Here is a 22,165-nt window from a genome sequence, read left to right as displayed (position 1 = left end):
GGTACGGGGCCGTCGGCGATGCCGGGCCACGGGGCTCCCCGGCGTACCCCTGCCGGGGCGGGCGGCCCGGCCACCGGCTCCGGCCCCGCCGCCCGCCCCGCGCGCCGGTCAATCCATCGCGGGTCCGGAGCCGTTGAGCCACTCCCACGGCGCCCAGGAGGCGAAGCCGGTCTGCCAGGTGTGGTAGACGCCCATGTGACTGGTCCCGAAGACCTCGATGCGGCCGTCGGCGTTGGCGGTCGCGGTGATCGCGCTGCCGCCGGTGCCGAGGGGGGCCCAGGCGTCGAAGGGGGCGTTGATGCCGGTCTGCCAGGTATGGGCGGCGGTCTCGCCGTTGATCGCGAAGATCTCCACCCGGCCGTCGGGGTTGCGTTCGCTGGTGAGCTTCGCGTCGGCCGGCCCGCCGGTGCCCACCCAGCCCGACCAGGAGGTCGGGCTCTCCTGGTACTTGTGGAAGACCCCCAGCGGATTGGAGGCGAAGACCTCCAGACGTCCGTCGGCGTTGTGGTCCACGGTCAGGTCGTGGCCGCCGTCTCCGAAGTGCTCCCAGCCGGCCCAGCCGCCGTTGGGGGAGAGCTGGTAGGTGTGCTCGAAGGCGGAGCCGTTGAGGGCGAACACCTCCAGGCGCCCATCGGGGGATTTCTCCATCTGCAGACGGGCGTCGACGGGGCCGCCGCCGGTGCCCTCCCATCCCGACCAGCCGGCGTTGGGCGCGGTCTGGTACTTGTGGAACATCCCCTTCGGACCGGAGGCGAACACCTCGATCCGGCCATCGGCGTTCGTGCCGGCGGCGATGTGGCGCCCCCCGGTGCCGAATGTCTCCCAGCCGGACCAGCCGCCGGAGGGCGCGGTCTGGTAGATGTGCTGGGCGATGTCACCGTTGATGGCGACGAGCTCCAGTCTGCCGTCGGCGTTGGGCGCGATGGCCATCTGCGCGTTCCCCGGACCGCCCATCGCCTGCCAGGCCGACCAGCCTCCGTTCGCCTGTGTCTGCCAGGCGTGGAACACGCCCCCGGCGCCGGCCGCGAAGGTCTCCAGCCGCCCGTCGGCCGACCGCGCCGACACCACGCGGCCCGCCTCGGACGGGTGCACGGCACGGCGGCCGGGGGCGTCGATGACCTTCTTGTAGCGGAACGGCGCGGCGGTGAACCGGCCGCCGTCCGTCGTGTAGTTGATGGGCCGCTCGTATCTGACGGACCCCCTCCCGCCCATCTCCTCCATGGTGAAGAAGCGCGTGTGCTGGTTGTTGGCCCAGCCGGTGAACAGCACGACATGCCCCGCGTCGCCACCGGTGCCCGGACCGAGGGTGCCGACGGCATCGCCGGGCCGCAGATCCTCCCAGCCGATCCGGTCCATGTGGTCGCCGAGATACACGGTGCTGGGGGAATAGGTCAGATGCAGCGCCATCGAGACGAAGCCGGAACAGTCCGTGCGGTACAGCTTGCCGCCCAGGTCCGGATGCACGTCGTCCATGTTGTAGTAGACGTTCAGATCCACCCAGTGCTGGGCGCGCAGGAGGATCTCGTCGCGGGTGATCGGCCCACCCACGTCCGACTGGACGCGCTGGACCGAGCGTTGGCCGCTGCCGGCGGCTGCGGCCGGGGATCCCGTCGTGAGGATCTCCGCGCCGGTGAGCGCCATGGCGGCGGACAGCCCGCCGATCGACTTGAGTACGCCTCTGCGGGTCGGATGCTGTGCGCGCAACTCGGGCTCCTGACGGATAGAGGTACGAGGGGCTTGCGGGAGGGGCTGCCGCCGCGCGGTGCGCAAGGGGTCGGGCCGCGCGGACCGGCCGGGTACGGTCCGGCAGGTCCGGTGGAACGCCCGGTGGGCGCGGGTGCGTCCGGCCGCACCCTGGCGGGGTGTGACCGGTGGCCGTCGCCGGTCGGTATCCTGCGGCGGACCTCCGGCGGACGCCGCCCGGTCGGGCCCGCCCCGCCGGAGAGGAACCGAGGCGATGGTTGGTGGACAGGTCTACACGGGGCGCCGGGGCGGCGGAATCCGGAACCTTACGGACTGACGCCCGCCACCGTCCCCGCCGGCGCCCTCGGCGTTCCGGCCGCCCGCCGCCCGGACCGGGGCCCGTCGCCGGGCTGCCGCCCTCCGGGCCCCGCGACCTCTGACGACGCGCCTTAGAGGACGCGGACCCTCCCTGTCAGTCCGTAAGGTTCCGGGTGCCTCTGCGGGGAGCGCGTCGCTACCTTCCGAACCGCCGGTCCCGCCGGAACGGAGGCCGGGTCCCCCGGCCGTGCCCGCTCGCCCACAGGAGGTCACCTTGACCGCGCAGAACCCCACCCGCAGGAACATCCTCAAGTCCGTCGGCGGACTCACCGCCGCGGCGGCCCTGGGCGCCGGAGGTGTTCTCGCCTCGGCCTCCCCGGCCGCGGCGGTCGGCGACGGCTTCGGCCTGCGCATCACGGAACGCGGCGAGCATGACCACCGGATGTGGTACTACCGCTTCCAGACCTCCGCCATCGGCGGCTGGACCCCGGCCGTCAACGTGCTGCTCCCCGACGGCTACCACACCAGCGGGCGCCGCTACCCCGTCCTGTACCTCCTCCACGGCGGCCTGGAGGACTTCATCACCTTCGACGCGCTTCACGACATCCGGGGCCTGACCGCCTGGAAAAACCTCATCGTCGTGATGCCCGACGGCGGGCGCGCCGGCTGGTACTCGAACCCGGTGAGCTCCAACATCGGGGCCCGCAACTGGGAGCACTTCCACATCGCGCAGCTGATCCCGTGGATCGACGCCAACTTCCGTACCTACGCCGAGTACGACGGCCGCGCCGTCTCCGGCTTCTCCATGGGCGGCTTCGGCGCCCTGAAGTACGCGGCCAAGTACTACGGCCACTTCGCCTCGGTCAGCTCCCACTCCGGCCCGGCCAACCTGCGCGGCGGCAACGGCCAGTTGGTGACCTACTGGGCCAACGCCTCGTCCGCCGCCGTGGAACTGAACGGCGGCACCATCTACGGCGCGCCCCTCTGGGACGAGGCGCGGGTCAGCGCGGACAACCCGTGCGAGCGCATCGAGAGCTACCGGCACAAGCGGATCTTCCTGGTCGCCGGCACCAGCCCCCAGGACATCCAGGGCTACGCCAACGAGGTCACGGTGCTCAACACCCAGCGGGAGTTCAAGTGGCACCTCGACCGCGCCGGCATCGGCTACGAGCCGCATGAGGTGGAAGGCGGCCACGGGGTCCGCCGGAACCTGCTGAGTGACGACATCGACGGCGTCATCGCCCGCCTGCGCAAGGCATGACGGGAGGCATCGCGTGATACCCACCCTTTCCCGAAGCCCGTCCGGGCCCCTCCCCGGACGGGTGCTCGGGCTTCTGCTCGCCCTGGCCGTGGTCCTCCTCGCACCGGGCCCGGCCGTCGCTTCGGCGGCCGGGCCGGGGACCGCTTCCGCCCCGCCCCGGACCGCCGGCTACGCCGCGGCCTGTCCCGCCGCCGGCTACATCTCCCAGGACTACAGCTGGGAGCACAACGGCATCGACATCGCCAACGACTACGGCACCCCGATCTACGCCGTCGGCGACGGCGAGGTGACCATCTCGGGGTACGAGCCCGGCTACGGGCAGTGGATCCGCATCCTGCACCCCGACGGCACCATCACCGAGTACGGCCACATGTACCAGCGGGACGTCCAGGCGGGCGACCGGGTGAGGGCCGGGCAGCAGATCGCGCTGATGGGCAGCGAGGGCCAGTCCAGCGGGCCGCATCTCCACCTCCGGGTCTGGGGGAACGCGGGTGCGTCCGTGCGGGTCAATCCGGTTCCCTACCTGGCGGAACGCGGCATCGAGATGCCCTGCACACCCGGCAGTGGGCCTGGTCCTGCGCCGTTGGTGTATCCGGCGGAGTCGGGTCGTGTGGTGTCGGCGCGGTCGGCGGACGGTCGTCTCGAGGTGTTCGCGGCTGGTGCGAACGGTGTGCATCACGCGTGGCAGGAGACGGTCAACGGCGCGTGGTCCGGGTGGGAGTTCGTGGCGGGTCCGGCCGGTGCGGAGTTGGCGATCGGGGCGAACGCTGATGGCCGTCTCGAGGTGTTCGCGTTGAACGGTGAGGTTTTGCAGCACCGGTATCAGAGTCGGCCGTCGGGTGGTTGGTCGGGCTGGGAGAAGTTCGGTGAGGGTGGCCGGGATCTCGCGGTGGGTTCGAACGGTGACGGTCGTCTCGAGGTGTTCGCCTCGGGTCCGGAGGATGTGTTCCACCGGTATCAGACCGTGCCGAACGGTGGTTGGTCCGGGTGGGAGGGGACCGGTGGTGGTCCGGGGAACAGCCGGATCGAGATGGGGAAGGCGTCGGACGGGCGTCTTGAGGTGTTCGCGCTGAACGGTGAGGTCTTCGAGCATCAGTACCAGACGGCTGTCAGTGGTGGCTGGTCCGCTTGGGGGAAGTTCGGTGAGGGCGGTCATGATCTGACGGTGGATCAGAATCAGGATGGTCGTCTGGAGGTGTTCGCTTCGGGTCCGGTGGGGGTGTTCCACCGGTATCAGACGGGTCCTTCGGGGTGGTCGGGCTGGGAGGAGACCGGTGGTCTGGCGAATGCGCAGCTGACGAGTCAGCGGGCGGTGGACGGTCGGGTCGAGGTCTTCGCGATCAACGGCGGTGCGGCCCAGCACATGTGGCAGACCGGGGTGAACGCCGCTTACGGGCCGTGGGAGTCCTTCGGCACCGGGGGCACGGAGATCACCGCCGTGGCCAACGCGGACGGCCGGATCGAAGTGTTCGGGACCAGTGCCGCCGGGGTCCACCACCGCTATCAGACCGGTTTCTCGACCTGGTCCCAGTGGGGCTGGCTCAAGGACACCGCCGGACCCGGAATCGACTGAGGAGACAGCAGGTGAGAGCCGTCCAGCGCGCTTGTGGAGCGCCGTACCGCATTGTTCTGTCCGTACTCGTCTCCCTCTGTGCGGCGGCGGGAATCCTCGTCGGCACCGCACAGCCGGCCTTCGCCGCCCCGAGCGACCTGTGCGCGGACGTCGGATACAAGGCGGGGTTCCGGGGCGACAGCCTGGTGACCGCCGTCGCCGTCGCCCTCGCGGAGTCCAGCTGCAATCCGCTGGCGTACAACACCTCGAACAACACGCCCCCGTCCACCGACCGTGGTCTGTGGCAGATCAACAACTACTGGCATTCCGACGTCAGCGACGCCTGCGCCTACGACGCGCAGTGCAATGCGAACGAAGCCTTCCGGATCTCCTCCGCGGGGAACGACTGGAGCCCCTGGTCCACCTACAACCAGGGCCACCACTGGCGGCACATGGACACCGCGCGCGCCGCGGTGGACCGTCTCGGGCATCCGGGGCCTGGTCCTGCGCCGTTGGTGTATCCGGCGGAGTCGGGTCGTGTGGTGTCGGCGCGGTCGGCGGACGGTCGTCTCGAGGTGTTCGCGGCTGGTGCGAACGGTGTGCATCACGCGTGGCAGGAGACGGTCAACGGCGCGTGGTCCGGGTGGGAGTTCGTGGCGGGTCCGGCCGGTGCGGAGTTGGCGATCGGGGCGAACGCTGATGGCCGTCTCGAGGTGTTCGCGTTGAACGGTGAGGTTTTGCAGCACCGGTATCAGAGTCGGCCGTCGGGTGGTTGGTCGGGCTGGGAGAAGTTCGGTGAGGGTGGCCGGGATCTCGCGGTGGGGTCGAACGGTGACGGTCGTCTCGAGGTGTTCGCCTCGGGTCCGGAGGATGTGTTCCACCGGTATCAGACCGTGCCGAACGGTGGTTGGTCCGGGTGGGAGGGGACCGGTGGTGGTCCGGGGAACAGCCGGATCGAGATGGGGAAGGCGTCGGACGGGCGTCTTGAGGTGTTCGCGCTGAACGGTGAGGTCTTCGAGCATCAGTACCAGACGGCTGTCAGTGGTGGCTGGTCCGCTTGGGGGAAGTTCGGTGAGGGCGGTCATGATCTGACGGTGGATCAGAATCAGGATGGTCGTCTGGAGGTGTTCGCTTCGGGTCCGGTGGGGGTGTTCCACCGGTATCAGACGGGTCCTTCGGGGTGGTCGGGCTGGGAGGAGACCGGTGGTCTGGCGAATGCGCAGCTGACGAGTCAGCGGGCGGTGGACGGTCGGGTCGAGGTCTTCGCGATCAACGGCGGTGCGGCCCAGCACATGTGGCAGACCGGGGTGAACGCCGCTTACGGGCCGTGGGAGTCCTTCGGCACCGGGGGCACGGAGATCACCGCCGTGGCCAACGCGGACGGCCGGATCGAAGTGTTCGGGACCAGTGCCGCCGGGGTCCACCACCGCTGGCAGACCGGTTTCTCGACCTGGTCCCAGTGGGGCTGGCTCAAGGACACCGCCGGGCCCGGAATCGACTGACAGTCCGCCGCACCCTCTGGAGTATCCCGTGCAACCGATCAGCAGGCGGCACCTGCTGCGCACGGCCGGAGCGGGAGCCCTCGTGCTCCCGCTCACGGCCCGCGCCGCTGCCGCCGCCCCCGCCCCCGCTCCTCAGGCGCAGTGGGTGGGCGCCGGCTCCTTCACCCATGTCTACGACCCCTCCACACCCGGCCGCCGCCGCTATCTCAACGATCACACCCTGATCAGGGCGAACGGCCGATGGCACCTGTTCGGCATCGTCGGAGACAGCGCCGCGCCCGGCCAGGTTCCGGACAGCTCCGCCGAGACCTCCTTCGTCCACGCCTCCGCGCCCCAGCCGTACGGGCCGTGGACCAGCCATGCCGACGCGCTGACCGTCGCCCCGGCCTACCACGGCGAACAGCACCTGTGGGCCCCGCACGTCATCGAGGCCGGTGGCCGGTACTGGATGTTCTACGCCGCGGGAGGCGCCGCCGGGGCCGCGATCAACCTCGCCACCTCCCCGGACCTCTTCACCTGGACCCGGATCCCGTCGGGCCCCCTCTTCCGGGGGCGTGCCGCGCGCGACCCCATGGTGGTGCGGATCGGCGCCGAGTGGGTCATGTACTACACCGAGCTCGCCGCCTCCGACGGCCGCCACCTGGTCTGCTACCGCCGCTCCGACGACCTGCTCACCTGGAGCGAGCCGGGCATCGCCTACGCCGACCCGAGCACCGCGGCCTCCGGGGTCTCCGTCACCGAATCGCCCTTCGTGACCGCGAAGGACGGCTGGTACTACCTGTTCATCGGACCCCGCGGCGGATACACGGGCACCGACGTCCTCGTCTCCCGCGACCCCTTCCGCTTCGGCCTGGACGGCTACGCCGGACATGTGCCCGGGCACGCGGTCGAGCCGGTCGCCGACGGGGACCGCTGGTACGCGAGCGCCGCCGGCTGGTTCGGGCGCGGCCTGTACATGGCCCCGCTCCACTGGCAGGACACGCCGCCCTTCTGGCAGAGCCCGGACAATCCGGTCGCCGCCCAGGACGTCCAGGGCCGACTGAACGTCTTCGCCCTCGACGACGCGGACCGCTCGATGCTGCGGCGCGTCCAGCTCGACCCGGACACCGACACCTGGTCGGCGTGGGAGGAGTTCGGCGGACCGGCCGGCGCGGTCCCCACGCTCGGCCGCAACACCAACGGCCGGCTGGAGGTCTTCTCCCTCGCCCCGGGCGGCGCCCACCTGCACCACCGGGTCCAGCGGCCCGACGGGGGCTGGCACGACTGGGAGGAGTTCGGCGGGCCGGCCGGAGCCGCCCCGGCCGTCGCACGCGACGCCGCCGGCCGCCTGGAGGTCTTCGCCCTGAGCCCCGGCGGCGGCGTGGTCTCCCGGCGTCGGCAGTGGTCGCCCGGAGCACTCACGTGGGAGGCGTGGGAGCCGGGATTCGGCGGCCCGGCGGGAGCCCCGCCCGTCGTCGCCGCCCATGCCGACGGCCGGCTGGAGGTGTTCAGCCTCCAGCCCGGAGGCGCGGAGATCCGGCACCGGTGGCAGTTGTCACCGGGCGGCCCCTGGTCCTCATGGGCCCGCTTCGGCACCGCGGCCGGCGCGGCTCCGCGCGTGGCGCGCGACGGCAGCGGGCGGCTCACCGTCTCCGCCATCGGCCCCTCCGGCGCGGGAGCGTTCCACCGCCGCCAGTCCGTACCGAGCGGAGGGTGGGACGACTGGCTGCCTCTGTTCGGCTGGTCGGCCGGGGCCCCGCTGCTCGTGCCGGGCGCCGACGGCCGGCTGGAGGCCTTCGCCCTGTCACCGGGAGGTGACCGGCTCGATCACCGGTGGCAGTACGCGCCCGGTGAGGGCTGGGACCCCGGAGGCGAGTTCGGTGAGCCCGGCGGCCTCCTCGCCGCCACCCCCGCCGCCGCCCAGGACGCGACCGGGCGGATCCATGTCTTCGCGGTCTCCACCGAGGGCCGGGTGCGTACCCGCGTACAGGCCCGGCCGGGCGGCGGCTGGCAACCCTGGGCCTCCTTCGGCGACCGCACCGTGGCTCCCCTGCGCTCAGGGGCCCCCGCTCCCTGACGGGCCGCTGTTCGCCCACTTCCCCGCCGCTGTCCTAAACGTGACTGATACCACGCGGTAGGGCAGCACTTACACGCGGTAGCGTTCCCTCTGCCGTTGGGAAACCGTGGGGGACGGGGGAGCGTTGAGCGGGATTGTCGTGTATCTGCCAGGCGGGGACGGGAGTGCTCCGGTGACCCTCCGGCTCGGTCCCGGAGAGAGCGCGCGCTTCGGCCGCGGCTCGTCCACCACGCCGGTCGAACTCCGCCTGGCCGAGTCGACCGTGTCCCGCCTCGCCGGGGAGATCCGGGCGACCGACGACCACTGGCAGTTGAGCAATCTCAGCAGCACCCACAGCTATCTCGTGGAGAACCCGGAAGGGGCGGGGGAGTACCTCCGGGTCCCGCCGCGCCGCCTCGGGGCGTCCATCCCCTTCGAGTTCTCCCGCGTGGTGCTGCCCTCCCGCAGTGACACCCCGGTCTGCTTCCAGGTGTTCGCCCCCGACCACGTCTACCTCGATCCGCGCTCCACGGGCGGCTCCGGGGAGAGCCGTACCCTGACGGCGTACTCCCTGGACGAGACCTCCACCTACTTCCTGGTGCTCGTAGCGCTGTGCGAACCGTGGCTGCGCGACGCCTGGCCCGTCGCGGTCCCGACCACCCCTCAGGTCGTCGAACGGCTCCGGGGGCACCCCTCCTGCGCCAAACTGACGGCACGGGCGGTCAGTTCGCACATCGACTATCTGGCGGACGAGAAGCTGAGGGTGGATGTCCCCGCCGCCGACGGCGCCGGACGGACGGAACGCCGGAACGGTAAACGCGAAGCCGTGGTGGCGATCGCCCTGAGATTCGGCATCGTGCATGAGGAACACCTGGCGCTGCTGCCGCGAAGAGCCCAGCCCCCGACCGGGCGGTAGGCCGCGGTGCCCCCGCAGAACCGGGCCCCGTCCGGCAGCGGCGACCGGTCCGGAATCCTGCCCCCCGGTTGTCGCGTGGGCGAGTGGACCGTCACGGAGCAGATCGGCTCCGGAGGCTGGGCCACCGTCTACGCCGCACGGCCCGCGAACCGGCCGGACGGCCCCGAAGTCGCCCTCAAGGTCATGCCCACCGCCGGACTGGCGCCCCGCCAGGCCCGTGAGGTGGCCGAAGCGGCGCGCCGTGAGGTCGAACTCGGCCGGCAGGCCCCCCACCCGCGACTCATCAGGCTCCTCGACACCCTCGTCCTGGACGACCCGGACCGGCGCGCACTCGACGGGGCGATCGTCCTGGTCATGGAGCGGGCCAGGTGCAGCCTGCGCGAACTGCTCGCCGCCGGGATCACCGAGGAGGAGGGCAGCCGGATCATCACCGGCATCTGCGAGGGCCTGGCCCACCTCCACCGCAGCGGCTGGGTGCACACCGACCTCAAGCCCGAGAACGTCCTCATCCACCAGGACGGCGAGGTGCGGCTCTCGGACTTCGGCTTCGCCATCGAACTCAGCGGAACCCACGGCTACGCGGCCCCCATGGGCACCCCGGACTACCTGCCCCCCGAGCGGTGGCGACAGCCCCTGGGGGAGCGCGGCGTCCAGGTGCGGCCCACGGCCGACATCTGGGCTCTCGGGATCGTGATCCACGAGGTGTTCGCCGCGGGGGTCTCGCCGTTTCCCGGTGCGACCGCGATCACGCGGGGAGCCGCCGTGCAGGAGTACGGCGAGGGCCGGGCGGCCTTACGGATGGACAACGCCGTGCCGGAGTTCTGGCGCACCGTGGCCGCCGACTGCCTCGCGCCCACGCATGAGGCCCGTGCCGCGCACACCGCCGAGAGCCTGCTCGAACGGATCACGGCCGCCACGCGGAGCCCCGGCCGCCGGTCACCGCGCCGCCGGTTCCTCTCCCGGTCCGGCGTCCTCGCCGCCCTCGTCGCGTGCGCGGCGGCGCTCACCGGCGGGCTCTGGTGGATCTGGGGCGGGGCGGACACCGGTCACTCTCCCGTGCGCATCCGGGTGTTCAACGCCGAGCGAGGCTGCCAGGACCGCGAGGGCCGTCACCCCGCGTGCAGTCTGGGCCTGGCGATCGACCCGCACCAGCCCTACACGGCCGAGAACGTGGTACCGACCCGGGTGTGGCACGGGGACGTCCTCGAAACGGACTGCCGGCTGCGCGACGGCTGGCCCATCGTCGACGAGGCGGACCTGCACTCCACCCTCTGGTTCCGCATCCGCCTTCCCGGCGAGCACACGGAGTCCACGGCCTGGCTGCCCGCCGTCCGTACGAAGGACCACCCGGCCCTCCCCTGGTGCACCGGCCCCTCGGAAGCCCCCGGTTGAACGGCGCCGCCCCGGTCCGGGGCGGCGGACACGGGCTGTCCGGGGGCGGCCGTCCGGCGGCCTGTCACTCCGGATCGTTCCGGATACCCGGCCCGGCACGCCCTCCCTAGCCTGACCACCGCACCGCAAGAGAGCCGTCCGAACGGAGCACGGGGGAACAGCGATGCCGACGACCGCCGTCACCGGACACCTCACCGCCACACCGCTTTCGCCCCAGGAGCGCCGGGTCCTCGCGGCGGTCGGCTGCGGTCTGCGGGACGACGAGATCGCCACCGCCCTCGCCCTCTCCGGGGAAAGCGTCGCCGAGCACCTCGCGGGCATCCTGGAGAAGCTCGGCCTCCGTGACCGGGACGCCGCCATCGTGCACGCCTTCGACTGCGGTCTGGTCGTCCCCGGCCATGGCGTCCGCATCCCCGCGCACCGGCCGTGTCCGCAGGCCCCGGCTCCGCCGACGGCGGCCGGCAGGCTCCGGATCTCGCTGCTCGGCCCCTTGCGGGCCTGGCAGGACGGGCGAGGTCTCGATCCGGGCCATCTGCGTCAGCAAGCGGTCCTGGCGGTCCTGGCGCTGAGCGCCGGGCGGCCCTTCAGCCGGCGGGAACTGCTCGACGGGGTCTGGGGTGCGGAGCCACCGGCCGGGAACGTGGTGCCCGTCTACGTCTACCGGCTGCGCAAGATCCTGAGCGCCGGCGGCGGGCCGGAGCCGGTGATCGAGCACGGCCCTCGCGGCTACCGGCTGGCCTCCGGGGCGGTCGACGTGGACGTGGCACGGTTCGAGCAGCTGTCCGCGGCCATCGCGGAGGCGGAGCGGGCGGGCGAACCGCGGGCGGTGGTGAACCTGTGCACCCGGGCACTGGGCCTTTTCCGGGGGGAACCTCTGGCCGGGCTGCCCGGCCCGTTCGCCGAAGGGGAGCGGCTGCGGCTCACCGAGCGCAGGATCGCCCTCACGCAGGGGAAGCTGGAGGCACAACTGCGGCTCGGCCGGAACGCGGAGGCCACGGCGGAGTTGTTCGCGCTGACGGCGGAGCACCCCCTCAACGAGCCGCTGGCGGCACTGTTGATCCGGGCACTGCACCGGAACGGGCGGCAGGCCGAGGCCCTGACGGTGTTCGAGCGTGCCCGCCGCCGCCTCGCCGAGGAACTGGGGGTCGCTCCGGGTCCGGTACTGCGAGGAGCGCACCGCACGGTCCTGCGCGCCCGCCCCTGACCGCACCGATGACGATGCCGTTCCCGGCGCACCCCTGCGCGGGAGCGGGTGGCGCCGTCCGGGATCCCGCCGCTCGGCGGCCGGGGACGGCTCGCGCCCTCCGTCGCCCGCCGAGGCGGGCGACGGAGGGCGGCCGTTCTCAGGAGGCGAACTCCCGCTCCAGCCGGGGAATCAGGTCACGGAGATCCTGCTCCCAGCAGCCGCCGTTGTGGCCGCCGTTGCACTGGGTGCCCCAGGCGGCTCCGTCGCCGTAGTTGACGTAGTAGTAGGACATGCCCAGCGCGTCCATGGCGGCCTTGACGTTCTTGGCCGCGCCCGCGACCCAGAACTCCAGATCGGTGATCGAACCGCCGCCGTCCCCCACGTAGATGGAGACCGAGACCCCGCCGTTGGCCAGCTTGGCCATGTGCTGTGACGGGTCGACCTGGTTCCACCGCCAGTCGGCGTTGAACACCGGGTACGGGGAACCGAACGCGGCGTCGCTGTCCACACCGGGCTTGTAGGGGGAGTCGGCGGGGTCGCAGACCCCGGACGCCGAGGCGCAGGCGGCACCCTGCGCGTCGATGAGCGTGGCGACGACCGCCAGCCGGAGGTCCATCGACCTGGCCGACAGATCGATGTCCCCGGAGAGGGACGCCGTGTGGCGGAACAGGTCGGGACGGGCCTGGGCGTAGTGGAAGGCGCCGAACCCGCCCATGGAGACGCCGGCGATGGCCCTCCCCTTCTTGGTGGGGATGGTCCGCAGGTTGGCGTCGATGAACGGGATCACCTGGTCGAGGTGGAAGGTCTCCCAGTTCTGGGCGCCGGCCGCGGTCTTCTGGTTCAGCCAGTTGGCGTACCAGCCCCGCGGGCCGCCGTCCGGGATCACGGTGATCATCCGGTCCGAGGTCTTCAGGGCCGGATACGTCTGGTGGACCGGATCGTCGGGCGAACCGTGCAGGAAGTACATCACCGGATAGCGCCGGTCCGGATCGTCGTAGTAGCCGCTCGGCAGGATGATCTTGATGTGCTGCTCGCCCTTGACCTGGGGTGTGTTCACCGTGAGGTAGAAGTCGTGGGCGTCACCGACCGCCGCGCCGACCTGGGTCAGGCCGAAGCCGTCCGGCATCGTCGGAGGCGAGGTGGCCGGGCCGGAGGCGCCGGCCGAACCCGCCGGGGCGACGACGGTCGCCACGGCGGCGAGCATCCACACCAGGGTCAGCCGCCACCAAGGAACCGTTCTCTTCACTGCGTTCTCCCTTTGCGAGGCTTCCGCGTTCTCATTCCAGAACCTTGGTCCGCAGCTTCGGAGAAGCCGCGATCTGTTCCTCCGTGAACCGCTCCGTCACCCACGTTCCGGCCGAGAACAACCTGGTCTGGTCGGCGTGGTGCGGAGAGGTCGGATCGGCCGACTGGGAGTAGGCCATCACCGAGTACGCCTCCGGCGGGCCCTCAGCGGTGAACCGCACCTGCTGGATGAAGCTGGATCCGAAGACGACGTCGAACTTCCCGTCGACCTGTCCGGGGGTGATCACGTTGAGCACGCCCAGCTGGCCGAGCCCACCGTGGATCGGGATCTGCTCTCCGTTCCGGGTGACCTTCTGGACGTCCGAGAGCGGGGCGCCGAGGGGAATGCCCGCCTTGCGCAGGGCGAGCACCGCCCGGGCGAAGGCGGCGCTGACGTCGGAGTGGCCCGCGTCCAGCGAATTCGGCGTGTGGACCGGGTCCTTGGGGTCGAAGGGGACCCGCCACGGCAGCTTCTCCACACCCCGCCCGTTGAGCAGGTAGGCCCAGTAGTTCGCGAAGAGCCAGGAACCCCGGCTGTCCGCCGAGTAGTCGTGGCTGGTCCAGGCGGCCAGGATCGGGCACGCCTCGCTGACGTTGACGAGGACCCCGTCCACCAGGATGTGCCCGAAGGGGGCGTTCCGGCACATGGTCACGGTCGCGTTGAGGGCCAGATCGGCCGCCCTGCTGTTGTCGGAGAACAGCAGCTTTCCCATGGTCTCCGGGGTGAAGCCCCTGCCCGGCAGGCCGTCGGTGCCGTTGATCCGGTTCTGCGCGGTGAGGATGAGCTCCTGCGTGCGCAGCGATCGCGGCGCCGAGGTGTCGCCCATCACGCGGGGAAAGGCCAGCGGCTGCTCGGGGTTGGCCAGCCAGGCGCTGTCGTTGGCGTTGCCCGCGAAGTCGGAACGGATCAGCCGGGGCTGCTTGTGCGGGTCCAGCAGTCCGGGAGCGGCCGCGTTCGGGTCGTCGGGCCAGTCGCACGCACTGCGCTTCCCGTCGAAGATGGAGACCGGCGGCACGTTCGGCAGCCGCAGCGTCTGGTGGAACAGCAGCCGGCCGGTGAGCGTGAGGCACGACTCCGCCAGCTCGTCGGTGATGTTCGGGGTGGCCTGGATGTCCGCGTACAGGGCGTTGCCCTTGCGGTCGGAGGCGACGGTGTTGAAGAACGGGATGCCCTGCGTGGTCTCCAGGATGTCCACCACGTCGTGCACGTCCGTGGCCTGGTCGAGGCGGAACCAGGTGTTCAGCGCCCGCAGGTTGTGCATGTTCACGTCGCGTACCGCGTGCGCGCTCACCACCCAGGGCAGTGCCTGGCCGTGGATCGAGGTGGTGACCGGGCCGTAGCGGGTGGACCACAGGGTCCGGGTGACCCTGGAGAGCGACCCGTCCGCCTTGAGCACGTCGACCCCGACCTGCTGCGAGATCATCCGCTCCCATGCCCCGTCCACCAGGTACATCGTGGGATTCAGCGGATCCACCTGCACGTCGAACAGGCCGAACGGAGCCACCGTGGCGACCGTGTGGCTCCAGGCCACGTTCTCGTTGTAGCCGATGTTCACCGCGGGAAATCCGAGCAGGCTGGCCCCGGAGACGTTGACCTTGCCCGGAATCGTCAGCTGGCTCTGCCACATGCGGTTCTTGCCCTGCCACGGGAAGTGCGGGTTGGCCAGCAGCATGCTCGTACCGCCCGAGACGCCCTGCGAACCGACGGCCAGCGCGTTGCTTCCCATGCTCTGCTGACGGCTCACCGCCATCGCCTCGCGGATCTTCTCCGCGGTCTTCGCGGCGGACTTCTTCGTGACCTTCGCCGCGTCCTTCGAGGGCGCGGTGGACCGGGCGGCCGCCGAGGCTCCCGGAGGCGCTGCGGTCACCATGCCGTCCAGGAGCGCGTCGGCGCTGCCCATGATGATCTCGGCGTGCGCGTGCCGGTAGACGTCCAGCTCCGTGATGGGCCGCACCCAGGCCGCGCCGCGGCAGGCCGGGTCGGAGATGCCGTCCACGCCGGTCTCCGCCAGGTACCTGTTGTACCCCTGGACGTAGCCCTGGATGGCTTGTCGGACCTCCGGCGCCGGCCCGTCGGGGGCGGGCTGTTCGAGGAGCCGCTCCACCACGCGGTCGTCCTTGATGCGCTGGAAGTACAGGTCGCTGTTGAGGTTGGTGGTGGTGTTCTGGTTCTGGCCGGGACTTGCCTTGCCGTCGGGACCCAGGTGGCGTGACCGCTGGGCGTTGACCATCAGATAGGTGTCGGCGAGGGTGCAGAGGTTGTCCTTGGCCGCCGCGTATCCGTAGCCCGTTCCCAGCCCCTCCCAGTCCGAGGCGATGATGTGCGGAATCCCGTACTCGGTGTAGCGGATCGTCGGCTTCTCCGGCCCGGCTTCGGCGGCGGTCCTCCCCTGTGCCGTCGAAGCGGTGGCCGCCAGGGTGCTCATCACCACCAACGCGGCCACGACCACCCGTGGCAGTCTCGCTCGGTATCTCCTGCGCGGCATTGCCGTCCTTCCCCTGGGGTGCAGCCCGTCGTTCCGAACGGATTCACGCTAAGGAGGACCGATGAAATCTCGATGATCAGCTCGGGGGCCGCCCCGCGGTTCGGGCGGTCGCCCCCGCGCGCGGCCGTGCTCGTACCCCGCCGGCCGGGGTGTGCCATTCCGAGAACTTCGAACTTCCGGAGGGAGGGGGCCCGGCAGTCCGAGCGCCGGTTCGGGCCGGACGACGCCACCCGGGCCCGCCGGCACGGCTACAGGCTGACGCGGGAGGCCCGGTCGGGCGGCGCGGGCGGAGAGGCCGGGGCCGAGAACAGCCCCCGGGCGCGGGGTGGCGCCGAGGCGGGTGGAGCCACCGATCCGGGCGACGAGAAGCCCGCCGCAAGCGGTCTCGCGGCGGGCTGCGACGATGTCCGACCCGCTGAAGAATGGCGCCCCCGGCAGGACTCGAACCTGCGGCCAAGCGCTTAGAAGGCGCCTGCTCTATCCACTGAGCTACGGGGGCCGGGAGTCCTGATCGGTGGTTCCGTGGCCGTGCCGGGACAAGGATAGGGCTCCGATCGCCTGGACCCGGTTGCTTCACCTGCGTGGCACGATGTGGAGGTTCGGTGAAGCGAACCGATAATCGCAGGTAGGTGCGATTCCTGCACCGGTTTTCGCTCGCCTCGCGCCGGGTGTTGTGCACTCGTTATGCCCCCGCCCCACTCGTCCCCTCTGTCCGGACTCTGTCACGAGGGTGGAACCGCCGCGCAGAGAGGCCCATACGCTTCAAAAAGGCTTCAAAATTGGGCATTCTTCGCATGTGGTGACCATGGACGTACGGCCTCAGCTCATCGACGCACTTTCCGCCCTGCGCGACCGTGTCGCCGCCGTGCGTCTCCCACTGCCCCTGCCGGGGGCCGAACGCGCCCGGCAGACCAGGACCGAACTCCTCGCCCAGCTCGACGACTACCTCCTGCCCCGCCTCAAGGACCCCGAGGCCCCGCTGCTCGCCGTGATCGGCGGGTCCACCGGGGCCGGGAAGTCCACCCTGGTCAACTCCCTGGTCGGATGCCGGGTCAGCGAGGCGGGCGTGCTGCGGCCCACCACCCGGACCCCGGTTCTGGTCTGCCACCCGGACGACCACCACTGGTTCGCCGGGGTGCGCGTCCTGCCACAGCTCACCCGGATCTGGCTGCCGCCGGGGCAGACGCCCGACCCGGACGGGCTGGACGACCTCGCCGCGCGGGGCGAGGACGGGGAGACCGCCCTGCGGGTGGAGACCGCGGTCAGCCTGCCGCGCGGACTCGCGCTGCTGGACGCCCCGGACATCGACTCCCTCGTCGTCCGCAACCGCGTCCTCGCCGCCGAACTCATCTGCGCCGCCGACATCTGGGTGATGGTCACCACCGCCTCCCGCTACGCCGACGCGGTGCCCTGGCACCTGCTGCGTACCGCCAAGGAGTACGACGCCGCCCTCGTCACCGTCCTCGACCGGGTGCCCCACCAGGTGATCGCCGAGGTCTCCCGGCAGTACGCCGCCCTGCTGACGCGGGCCGGACTGGGGGACGTACCCCGGTTCACCATCCCCGAACTGCCCGAGTCCACCGGCGGCGGCAGCGGGCTCCTCCCCACCAGCGCCGTCGCCCCGCTGCGCGCCTGGCTCGCCCACCGGGCCCAGGACCCCGCCGCCCGGCAGCAGGCCGTGGGACGCACCGCCTCCGGCGTCATCGAGTCGCTGAACGTCCGGATGCCCGCGCTGGCCTCCGCCGTCGCCGCCCAGTACGCCGCTTCCGTCCGGCTGACCGGAGTGGTCGAGGAGGCGTACGGCAAGGAGGCCGCCCGCATCCGCCGCAGACTCAGGAGCGGCGCGGTCCTCTCCGGGGGCGCGCGGACCCGGTGGCGCGGCTACCCGCTCTACAGCTCGCCCGAGGAACTCCTCGACGCCCTCGTCGACAGCCTGGTCGCCCTGCTCCAGTGCTCGGTCTCCGCCGCCGACGAACAGATCCGCACCCAGTGGCGCCGCGAGCCCGCCGGAGCCCACTTCCGTTTCGAGGACGCCGGGCGGGAGGCCGGCGGCTGGGGGCCCGCCGAGGACGTCGAAGGGCGGATCTCCGTCGCGGTGCGCCGGTGGCGGCGGGTCCTGGAGGAGCTGGTCGAGGAGGAGGTGCGCCGGCTCGACCGCAGCGTCGCACCCGCCCCCGAGAACGTCGCCGCCCTTCTCGCCGCCGCCCTCCTCGGCGGTCGGCGCGCCCGCGCGGCGGGGGAGCAGCTGGCCGAACGCATCGGCGCCCAGGGCGCCCTGCGGCTGCGCGACAGCGGCGGCGAACTGCTGACGTCCTCCCTCGACCAGGTCCTCGGCGGCGAACGGGACCGCCGCCTCGCCCCGCTCGACGCCCTCGACGTCGCCCCCGAACCGCAGGCCGAACTGATCGCCGCGCTTTCCGTACTGCAGAAGGAGAGGTGGCAGCGATGACTGCCGTCACGGACGAGGACCAGGGCAACGACAGCGGCACCCGGAAGCCGGACGGACGCTGGGACGACGGACTCATCGCCCGGCGCGCGGCGGCGGCCGAGCCCCGTGAGGCCGCCGGACCCGCCCCTCGTACGGCCGCCGAGGACGACGCGGACCCGCAGGTGGAGGCGTACGCCCCCGCCGACGGGCCGCTGCCCACCCGGCTCGACGCCCTGCGCGAACTCGTCGGGCTCTCCCGTGCCCGGCTCGACCGGGACACCCTCGCCGAAGCGGGACGCGTGCTCGACGAGGCGGCGGCGCGGCAGCGGCTCTCCTCCCGGCACACGGTCATCGCCCTCGCGGGCGCCACCGGCAGCGGTAAATCGACCCTGTTCAACGCGCTCGCCGGGGCCCCGATCTCCGACACCGGGCTGCGCCGCCCCACCACCTCCCAGCCCATCGCGTGCAGCTGGACCGACGGGGCCGCAGGGCTGCTGGACCGCCTCGCCGTCCCCGGCCGGCTGCGCCGCAGGCCCCACCCCGGTCCCACCGCCTCCGACGAGACGTTGCAGGGGCTCGTCCTGGTCGACCTGCCCGACCACGACTCGGCCGCCACCGAACACCGCGAGCAGGTGGACCGGGTCCTGGCCCTGGTCGACGCGGTGATCTGGGTCGTCGACCCGGAGAAGTACGCCGACGCCGCCCTCCACGAACGCTATCTGCGCCCGCTCGCCGGACACGCCGAGGTCACCTTCGTCGTCCTCAACCAGACCGACCGGCTGCCCGGCGAGGCCGCCGACCTCGTCCTCGACGACCTGCGCCGCCTCCTCGACGAGGACGGGATCGCGCTGGGCGAGCACGGCGAACCCGGCGCCACGGTCATGTCCCTGTCCGCGCTCACCGGCGACGGCGTGCCCGAACTCCGCGAACTCATCGGCCGCTTCGTCCAGGACCGCACCGCCGCCACCCGCCGCCTCTCCGCCGACATCGACGCGGCGGCGGCCCGGCTGCGCCCGGTGTACGTGGCCGACGGGCGGCCCGGCCTCGGCGAGCGGGCCCGTGACGCGTTCACCGACCGGCTGGCCGAGGCGGTCGGCGCGGCCGCCGCCGGGCAGGCCGCCGAGCGGGAGTGGCGCAGGAACGCGAGCCGGGCCTGCGGGACGCCGTGGCTGCGGCTCTGGCGCTGGTACGAGAACCGGGGCCTGCCCGGCAGCCTGGACCGGATGGGCCAGGCGCTCACCCCGCCCGAGGAGGAGCTGACGGCCCGGCAGCGGGTCGAGCAGGCGGTACGGATCGTCGCGGACGACGCGGCGGACGGGCTGCCCGGCCCCTGGGCGCAGGCGGTCCGCGAAGCCGCGTTCACCGGGGCGCAGGGGCTGCCCGAGGCGCTGGACGAACTGGCGGTCAAGGCCGGGGCCCCCGGTGCGGCCAAGCGGGGCGGCCGGACGGAGGCGGGGCAGGACACCGCCGCCGGGGCTCCGCCCGGTGGACGGCCGGCCAAGCCGCCCCGGCCCAAGTGGTGGCCGGCCGCCGTGCTGGCGCAGGCGTCGATGACGCTCCTGCAGATCTTCGGCGGCCTGTGGCTGGTCGGCCAGATCATCGGCGTCCTGGAGCCGGGGCTCATCGTCCCCGCCCTCATCATGCTGGCCGGGGTCGTCGGCGGCCCGCTGGTGGAGTGGGCCTGCGCCGCCGCGATCCGGGGCCCGGCCCGGCGGTACGGGCAGGACGCCGAGCGGCGGCTGCGCGAGGCGGCGGCCGGATGCGGCCGGGCCAGGGTCCTGGACCCGGTCTCGGCCGAGCTCGCCCGCTACCGGGAAGTGCGTGAGCGGTACGTGACGGTGACGGAGTTTTCCACAACCGGCCGGTAGTCCACAGCCCCCGACGTGATTCCCGTCCCGCGTCCACCATGGAGCAACCGGCGCGGCCCGGCGTCGGTCCGACGCCGGGCGGAGCGATGCCACGCCGTGCGACAAGGAATGCGGGGGCGGGATATGAACGAGACCTTGGTGACCCTGGTGGGTAACGCCGCGACCGCGGTGGAGTTCCGGGAGACGGCCACCGGAGGAATGGCGCGATTCCGTTTCGCCGTCACTCCGCGCCGCTGGGACCGCGGGAAACAACTCTGGGCGGACGGCCGCACCAGCTTCTACACCGTCTGGTCGTGGCGGACGCTCGCCGCCAATCTGGCCGGTTCCGTTTCGGTCGGGGAACCGCTGGTCGTGCATGGCCGGTTGAAGGTCCGTGAGGAGGAACAGGCCGGTCAGCGGCGCACGTTCGTCGATGTCGAAGCCGTCGCCGTCGGCCACGACCTGAGCCGGGGCACGACCGCCTTCCGCCGGACGGTGCGAGCGGAAGGCGATCTGACGGAGCGTCCGGAACGCATCACCGAGGGCGACGCGAAAGGTGCGCCGAATCAGCGGGAACCCGCCGTCGCCATGGCCGCGGTGTCTTGAAATGGCTGTTACGGGAACCATCCCGCGATAACGATTCCGATTCGGAATGGTTGGCGAAGGGCGGTACGGGGGACCCACCTTCGCCCGTTCTTTAGGATTCCAGTGCTCACGGGTCACTTGGGTCTGCTGGCGAGGCATTCCCCACACGCGCACCACGCGCCAGGGTCTCGCCCGGAGGGGAATTCTGTGTTTTCTGCGTCTTCAGGGTCCGCCACGCCGTCCGGTACGACAGGGGCGCCCCCCGGCCGCGGAATCCGCCGCCCGGCCACCGCGCTGCTGCTCTCCGGTCTCGTCGCGGCGACCGCGCTCGTGGGCGCGGGACCCGCCGCGGCCGACGAACCGGGCCGCCACCACGGTGGTGCGGCGGCGGTGCTCGACGGGCTGAAGACCTTCGACAGTGCGGTGCTCCGCGTCGAGGGGAAGAACGGCGCACCCGACCGGACCCAGCAGATCCCCGCCGGGCTCTTCGAGATGACCGTGGACGGCGGCGGCAAACTCAAGACCTACTGCATCGACCTCCACAACCCCACCCAGGACCAGGCGAAGTACCTGGAGACCCCCTGGGCCGAGACCTCGCTCAACAGCAACCGGGACGCGGGGAAGATCCGCTGGATCCTCCAGCACTCCTACCCGCGCGTCGACGACCTCGCCGCGCTCGCGGAGGCGGCGGGCACGGGCCCGCTGACCGAGCGGACCGCCGCCGCCGGGACCCAGGTCGCCATCTGGCGCTACTCGGACGACGCCGACGTCACCGCCTCGGACAAGCAGGCGGAGAAGCTCGCCGACTGGCTGCACCGCCGCGCGCGTGCGGTGAAGGAGCCCCGGCCCTCGCTGACCCTGGAGCCGGCGGCCGTCTCCGGCCGGTCCGGTGAGCGGCTCGGCCCCGTGACCGTCCGCACCGACGCGGACCAGGTCTCGGTGGCGCCGCCGGCCGACGCGTCGGCCGGCGGCGTCCGGATCACCGACGAGAAGGGCGCCCCCGTCACCGACGCCGAGGACGGGGACCGGCTCTACTTCGACGTGGCGAAGGACACCCCCGACGGCACCGCCTCCCTGGGCGTCCAGGCCACCACCTCCGTGCCGGTCGGCCGGGCCTTCGCCGGGGCCGGCCGCACCCAGACCCAGATCCTGGCCGGCTCCAGCGAATCCACGGTCTCCGCCCGCGCCACCGCCACCTGGGCCGAGACCGGCGCCGCCCCCGCGCTGACCGCGCGGAAGAACTGCGCCGAGGGCGGGGTGGACGTCACCGCCGCCAACCGGGGCGACGAGCCGTACACCTTCGAGCTGGCCGGGGCCGAGCACACCGTCGCCGCCGGGGAGACCCGCACGGTGACGGTCCCGGTCGCCGAGGACCAGGCGTACGACGTCACCATCACCGGGCCCGCCGGGTTCAGCCATACCTTCACCGGGGTGCTCGACTGCGCCACCAGTGGCAGCGTCCTGGAGGAGGAGGGCGCGGGCAACGGCATCGGCACCCGGAGCGCCCAGCGGTCCGTCCCCGCCACGACCGGGTCGGGCACGTCCGGGCTGGAGGGCGACCTCGCCGCGACGGGCGGGTCCAGCGCCACCTCGATGGTCGCCGCCGTCGCCATCGGCCTGCTCGTCGTGGGCGGCGGCGCGGTCTTCCTGCTCCGCCGGAAGCAGCCGCACACCGACGGTGAGTGACCTT

General features: G+C 72.2%; 14 protein-coding genes and 1 tRNA gene. 11 read left to right on the top strand and 4 right to left on the bottom strand.

All coding sequences use genetic code 11. The features are described 5' to 3' along the window. Positions 1-108 precede the first annotated feature (108 nt). Positions 109-1,704, bottom strand: a complete 1,596-nt coding sequence (locus QFZ71_RS08940; RefSeq protein WP_307667726.1) for a M23 family peptidase — start codon at positions 1,702-1,704, stop codon at positions 109-111. Between the two features lie 571 nt (positions 1,705-2,275). Between QFZ71_RS08940 and QFZ71_RS08935 the strand changes: the two genes are divergently transcribed. The 7 genes from QFZ71_RS08935 (at position 2,276) to QFZ71_RS08905 (ending at position 11,863) form a co-directional block, all read left to right on the top strand. Beyond that, positions 2,276-3,262 carry an alpha/beta hydrolase family protein gene (locus tag QFZ71_RS08935; RefSeq protein ID WP_307667725.1) on the top strand — a complete coding sequence of 329 codons (987 nt, stop codon included), beginning with the start codon at positions 2,276-2,278 and terminating at the stop codon, positions 3,260-3,262. Positions 3,263-3,323: 61 nt separating this feature from the next. After that, a complete protein-coding gene (locus QFZ71_RS08930; RefSeq protein WP_307667724.1) occupies positions 3,324-4,835 on the top strand; it encodes a peptidoglycan DD-metalloendopeptidase family protein in 1,512 nt (503 codons plus the stop codon). Between the two features lie 11 nt (positions 4,836-4,846). Continuing rightward, on the top strand, positions 4,847-6,316 hold the full coding sequence (locus QFZ71_RS08925; protein ID WP_307667723.1) for a transglycosylase SLT domain-containing protein: 1,470 nt from the start codon (positions 4,847-4,849) through the stop codon (positions 6,314-6,316). Positions 6,317-6,344: 28 nt separating this feature from the next. Next, entirely contained in the window at positions 6,345-8,372 is a 2,028-nt protein-coding gene (locus QFZ71_RS08920; RefSeq protein ID WP_307667722.1) for a family 43 glycosylhydrolase, read from the top strand. A gap of 124 nt (positions 8,373-8,496) precedes the next feature. Then, on the top strand, positions 8,497-9,267 hold the full coding sequence (locus QFZ71_RS08915; protein ID WP_307667721.1) for a serine/threonine protein kinase: 771 nt from the start codon (positions 8,497-8,499) through the stop codon (positions 9,265-9,267). Positions 9,268-9,342: 75 nt separating this feature from the next. Then, positions 9,343-10,659: a serine/threonine-protein kinase gene (locus QFZ71_RS08910; RefSeq protein WP_307667720.1), complete on the top strand. Its 1,317-nt coding sequence runs from the start codon at positions 9,343-9,345 to the stop codon at positions 10,657-10,659. 163 nt (positions 10,660-10,822) lie between these two features. Beyond that, complete coding sequence (locus tag QFZ71_RS08905) at positions 10,823-11,863, top strand: BTAD domain-containing putative transcriptional regulator (RefSeq protein WP_307667719.1); 1,041 nt, start codon at positions 10,823-10,825, stop codon at positions 11,861-11,863. A 139-nt stretch (positions 11,864-12,002) separates the two neighbouring features. Here QFZ71_RS08905 and QFZ71_RS08900 read toward each other — a convergent pair whose 3' ends face one another. From QFZ71_RS08900 to QFZ71_RS08890, 3 genes are all read right to left on the bottom strand, one after another. Further along, entirely contained in the window at positions 12,003-13,049 is a 1,047-nt protein-coding gene (locus QFZ71_RS08900) for an alpha/beta hydrolase family protein (RefSeq protein WP_307671379.1), read from the bottom strand. 73 nt (positions 13,050-13,122) lie between these two features. Continuing rightward, the gene (locus QFZ71_RS08895; RefSeq protein WP_307667718.1) at positions 13,123-15,615 is read right to left on the bottom strand and encodes a penicillin acylase family protein; all 2,493 of its coding nucleotides are present in this window, start codon (positions 15,613-15,615) and stop codon (positions 13,123-13,125) included. 423 nt (positions 15,616-16,038) lie between these two features. Next, a tRNA-Arg gene (locus QFZ71_RS08890) sits at positions 16,039-16,114 on the bottom strand. 306 nt (positions 16,115-16,420) lie between these two features. On the opposite strand from QFZ71_RS08890, the gene QFZ71_RS08885 reads away from it, so the two are divergent. The 4 genes from QFZ71_RS08885 (at position 16,421) to QFZ71_RS08870 (ending at position 22,161) form a co-directional block, all read left to right on the top strand. After that, entirely contained in the window at positions 16,421-18,064 is a 1,644-nt protein-coding gene (locus tag QFZ71_RS08885; RefSeq protein WP_307667717.1) for a dynamin family protein, read from the top strand. Then, entirely contained in the window at positions 18,061-19,911 is a 1,851-nt protein-coding gene (locus QFZ71_RS08880) for a YfjP family GTPase (RefSeq protein WP_307667716.1), read from the top strand. Before QFZ71_RS08885 ends, QFZ71_RS08880 begins: the two co-directional genes overlap by 4 nt. Before the next feature lie 123 nt (positions 19,912-20,034). Continuing rightward, a complete protein-coding gene (locus QFZ71_RS08875; RefSeq protein WP_307667715.1) occupies positions 20,035-20,496 on the top strand; it encodes a single-stranded DNA-binding protein in 462 nt (153 codons plus the stop codon). A gap of 186 nt (positions 20,497-20,682) precedes the next feature. Then, positions 20,683-22,161, top strand: a complete 1,479-nt coding sequence (locus QFZ71_RS08870) for a Cys-Gln thioester bond-forming surface protein (RefSeq protein WP_307667714.1) — start codon at positions 20,683-20,685, stop codon at positions 22,159-22,161. Positions 22,162-22,165: the final 4 nt, after the last annotated feature.

Origin of the sequence: Streptomyces sp. V2I9 (assembly GCF_030817475.1) — a bacterium.
Lineage (GTDB): Bacteria > Actinomycetota > Actinomycetes > Streptomycetales > Streptomycetaceae > Streptomyces.
This window is presented reverse-complemented; position numbering and strand designations above follow the sequence as displayed.

Bases quoted from the DNA above. Each gene is read 5' to 3' on its own strand.
- QFZ71_RS08905 (WP_307667719.1), top strand. From the start codon at position 10,823: ATGCCGACGACCGCCGTCACCGGACACCTCACCGCCACACCGCTTTCG.
- QFZ71_RS08900 (WP_307671379.1), bottom strand. From the start codon at position 13,049: ATGCTCGCCGCCGTGGCGACCGTCGTCGCCCCGGCGGGTTCGGCCGGC.
- QFZ71_RS08895 (WP_307667718.1), bottom strand. From the start codon at position 15,615: ATGCCGCGCAGGAGATACCGAGCGAGACTGCCACGGGTGGTCGTGGCC.
- QFZ71_RS08885 (WP_307667717.1), top strand. From the start codon at position 16,421: ATGGACGTACGGCCTCAGCTCATCGACGCACTTTCCGCCCTGCGCGAC.
- QFZ71_RS08880 (WP_307667716.1), top strand. From the start codon at position 18,061: ATGACTGCCGTCACGGACGAGGACCAGGGCAACGACAGCGGCACCCGG.
- QFZ71_RS08875 (WP_307667715.1), top strand. From the start codon at position 20,035: ATGAACGAGACCTTGGTGACCCTGGTGGGTAACGCCGCGACCGCGGTG.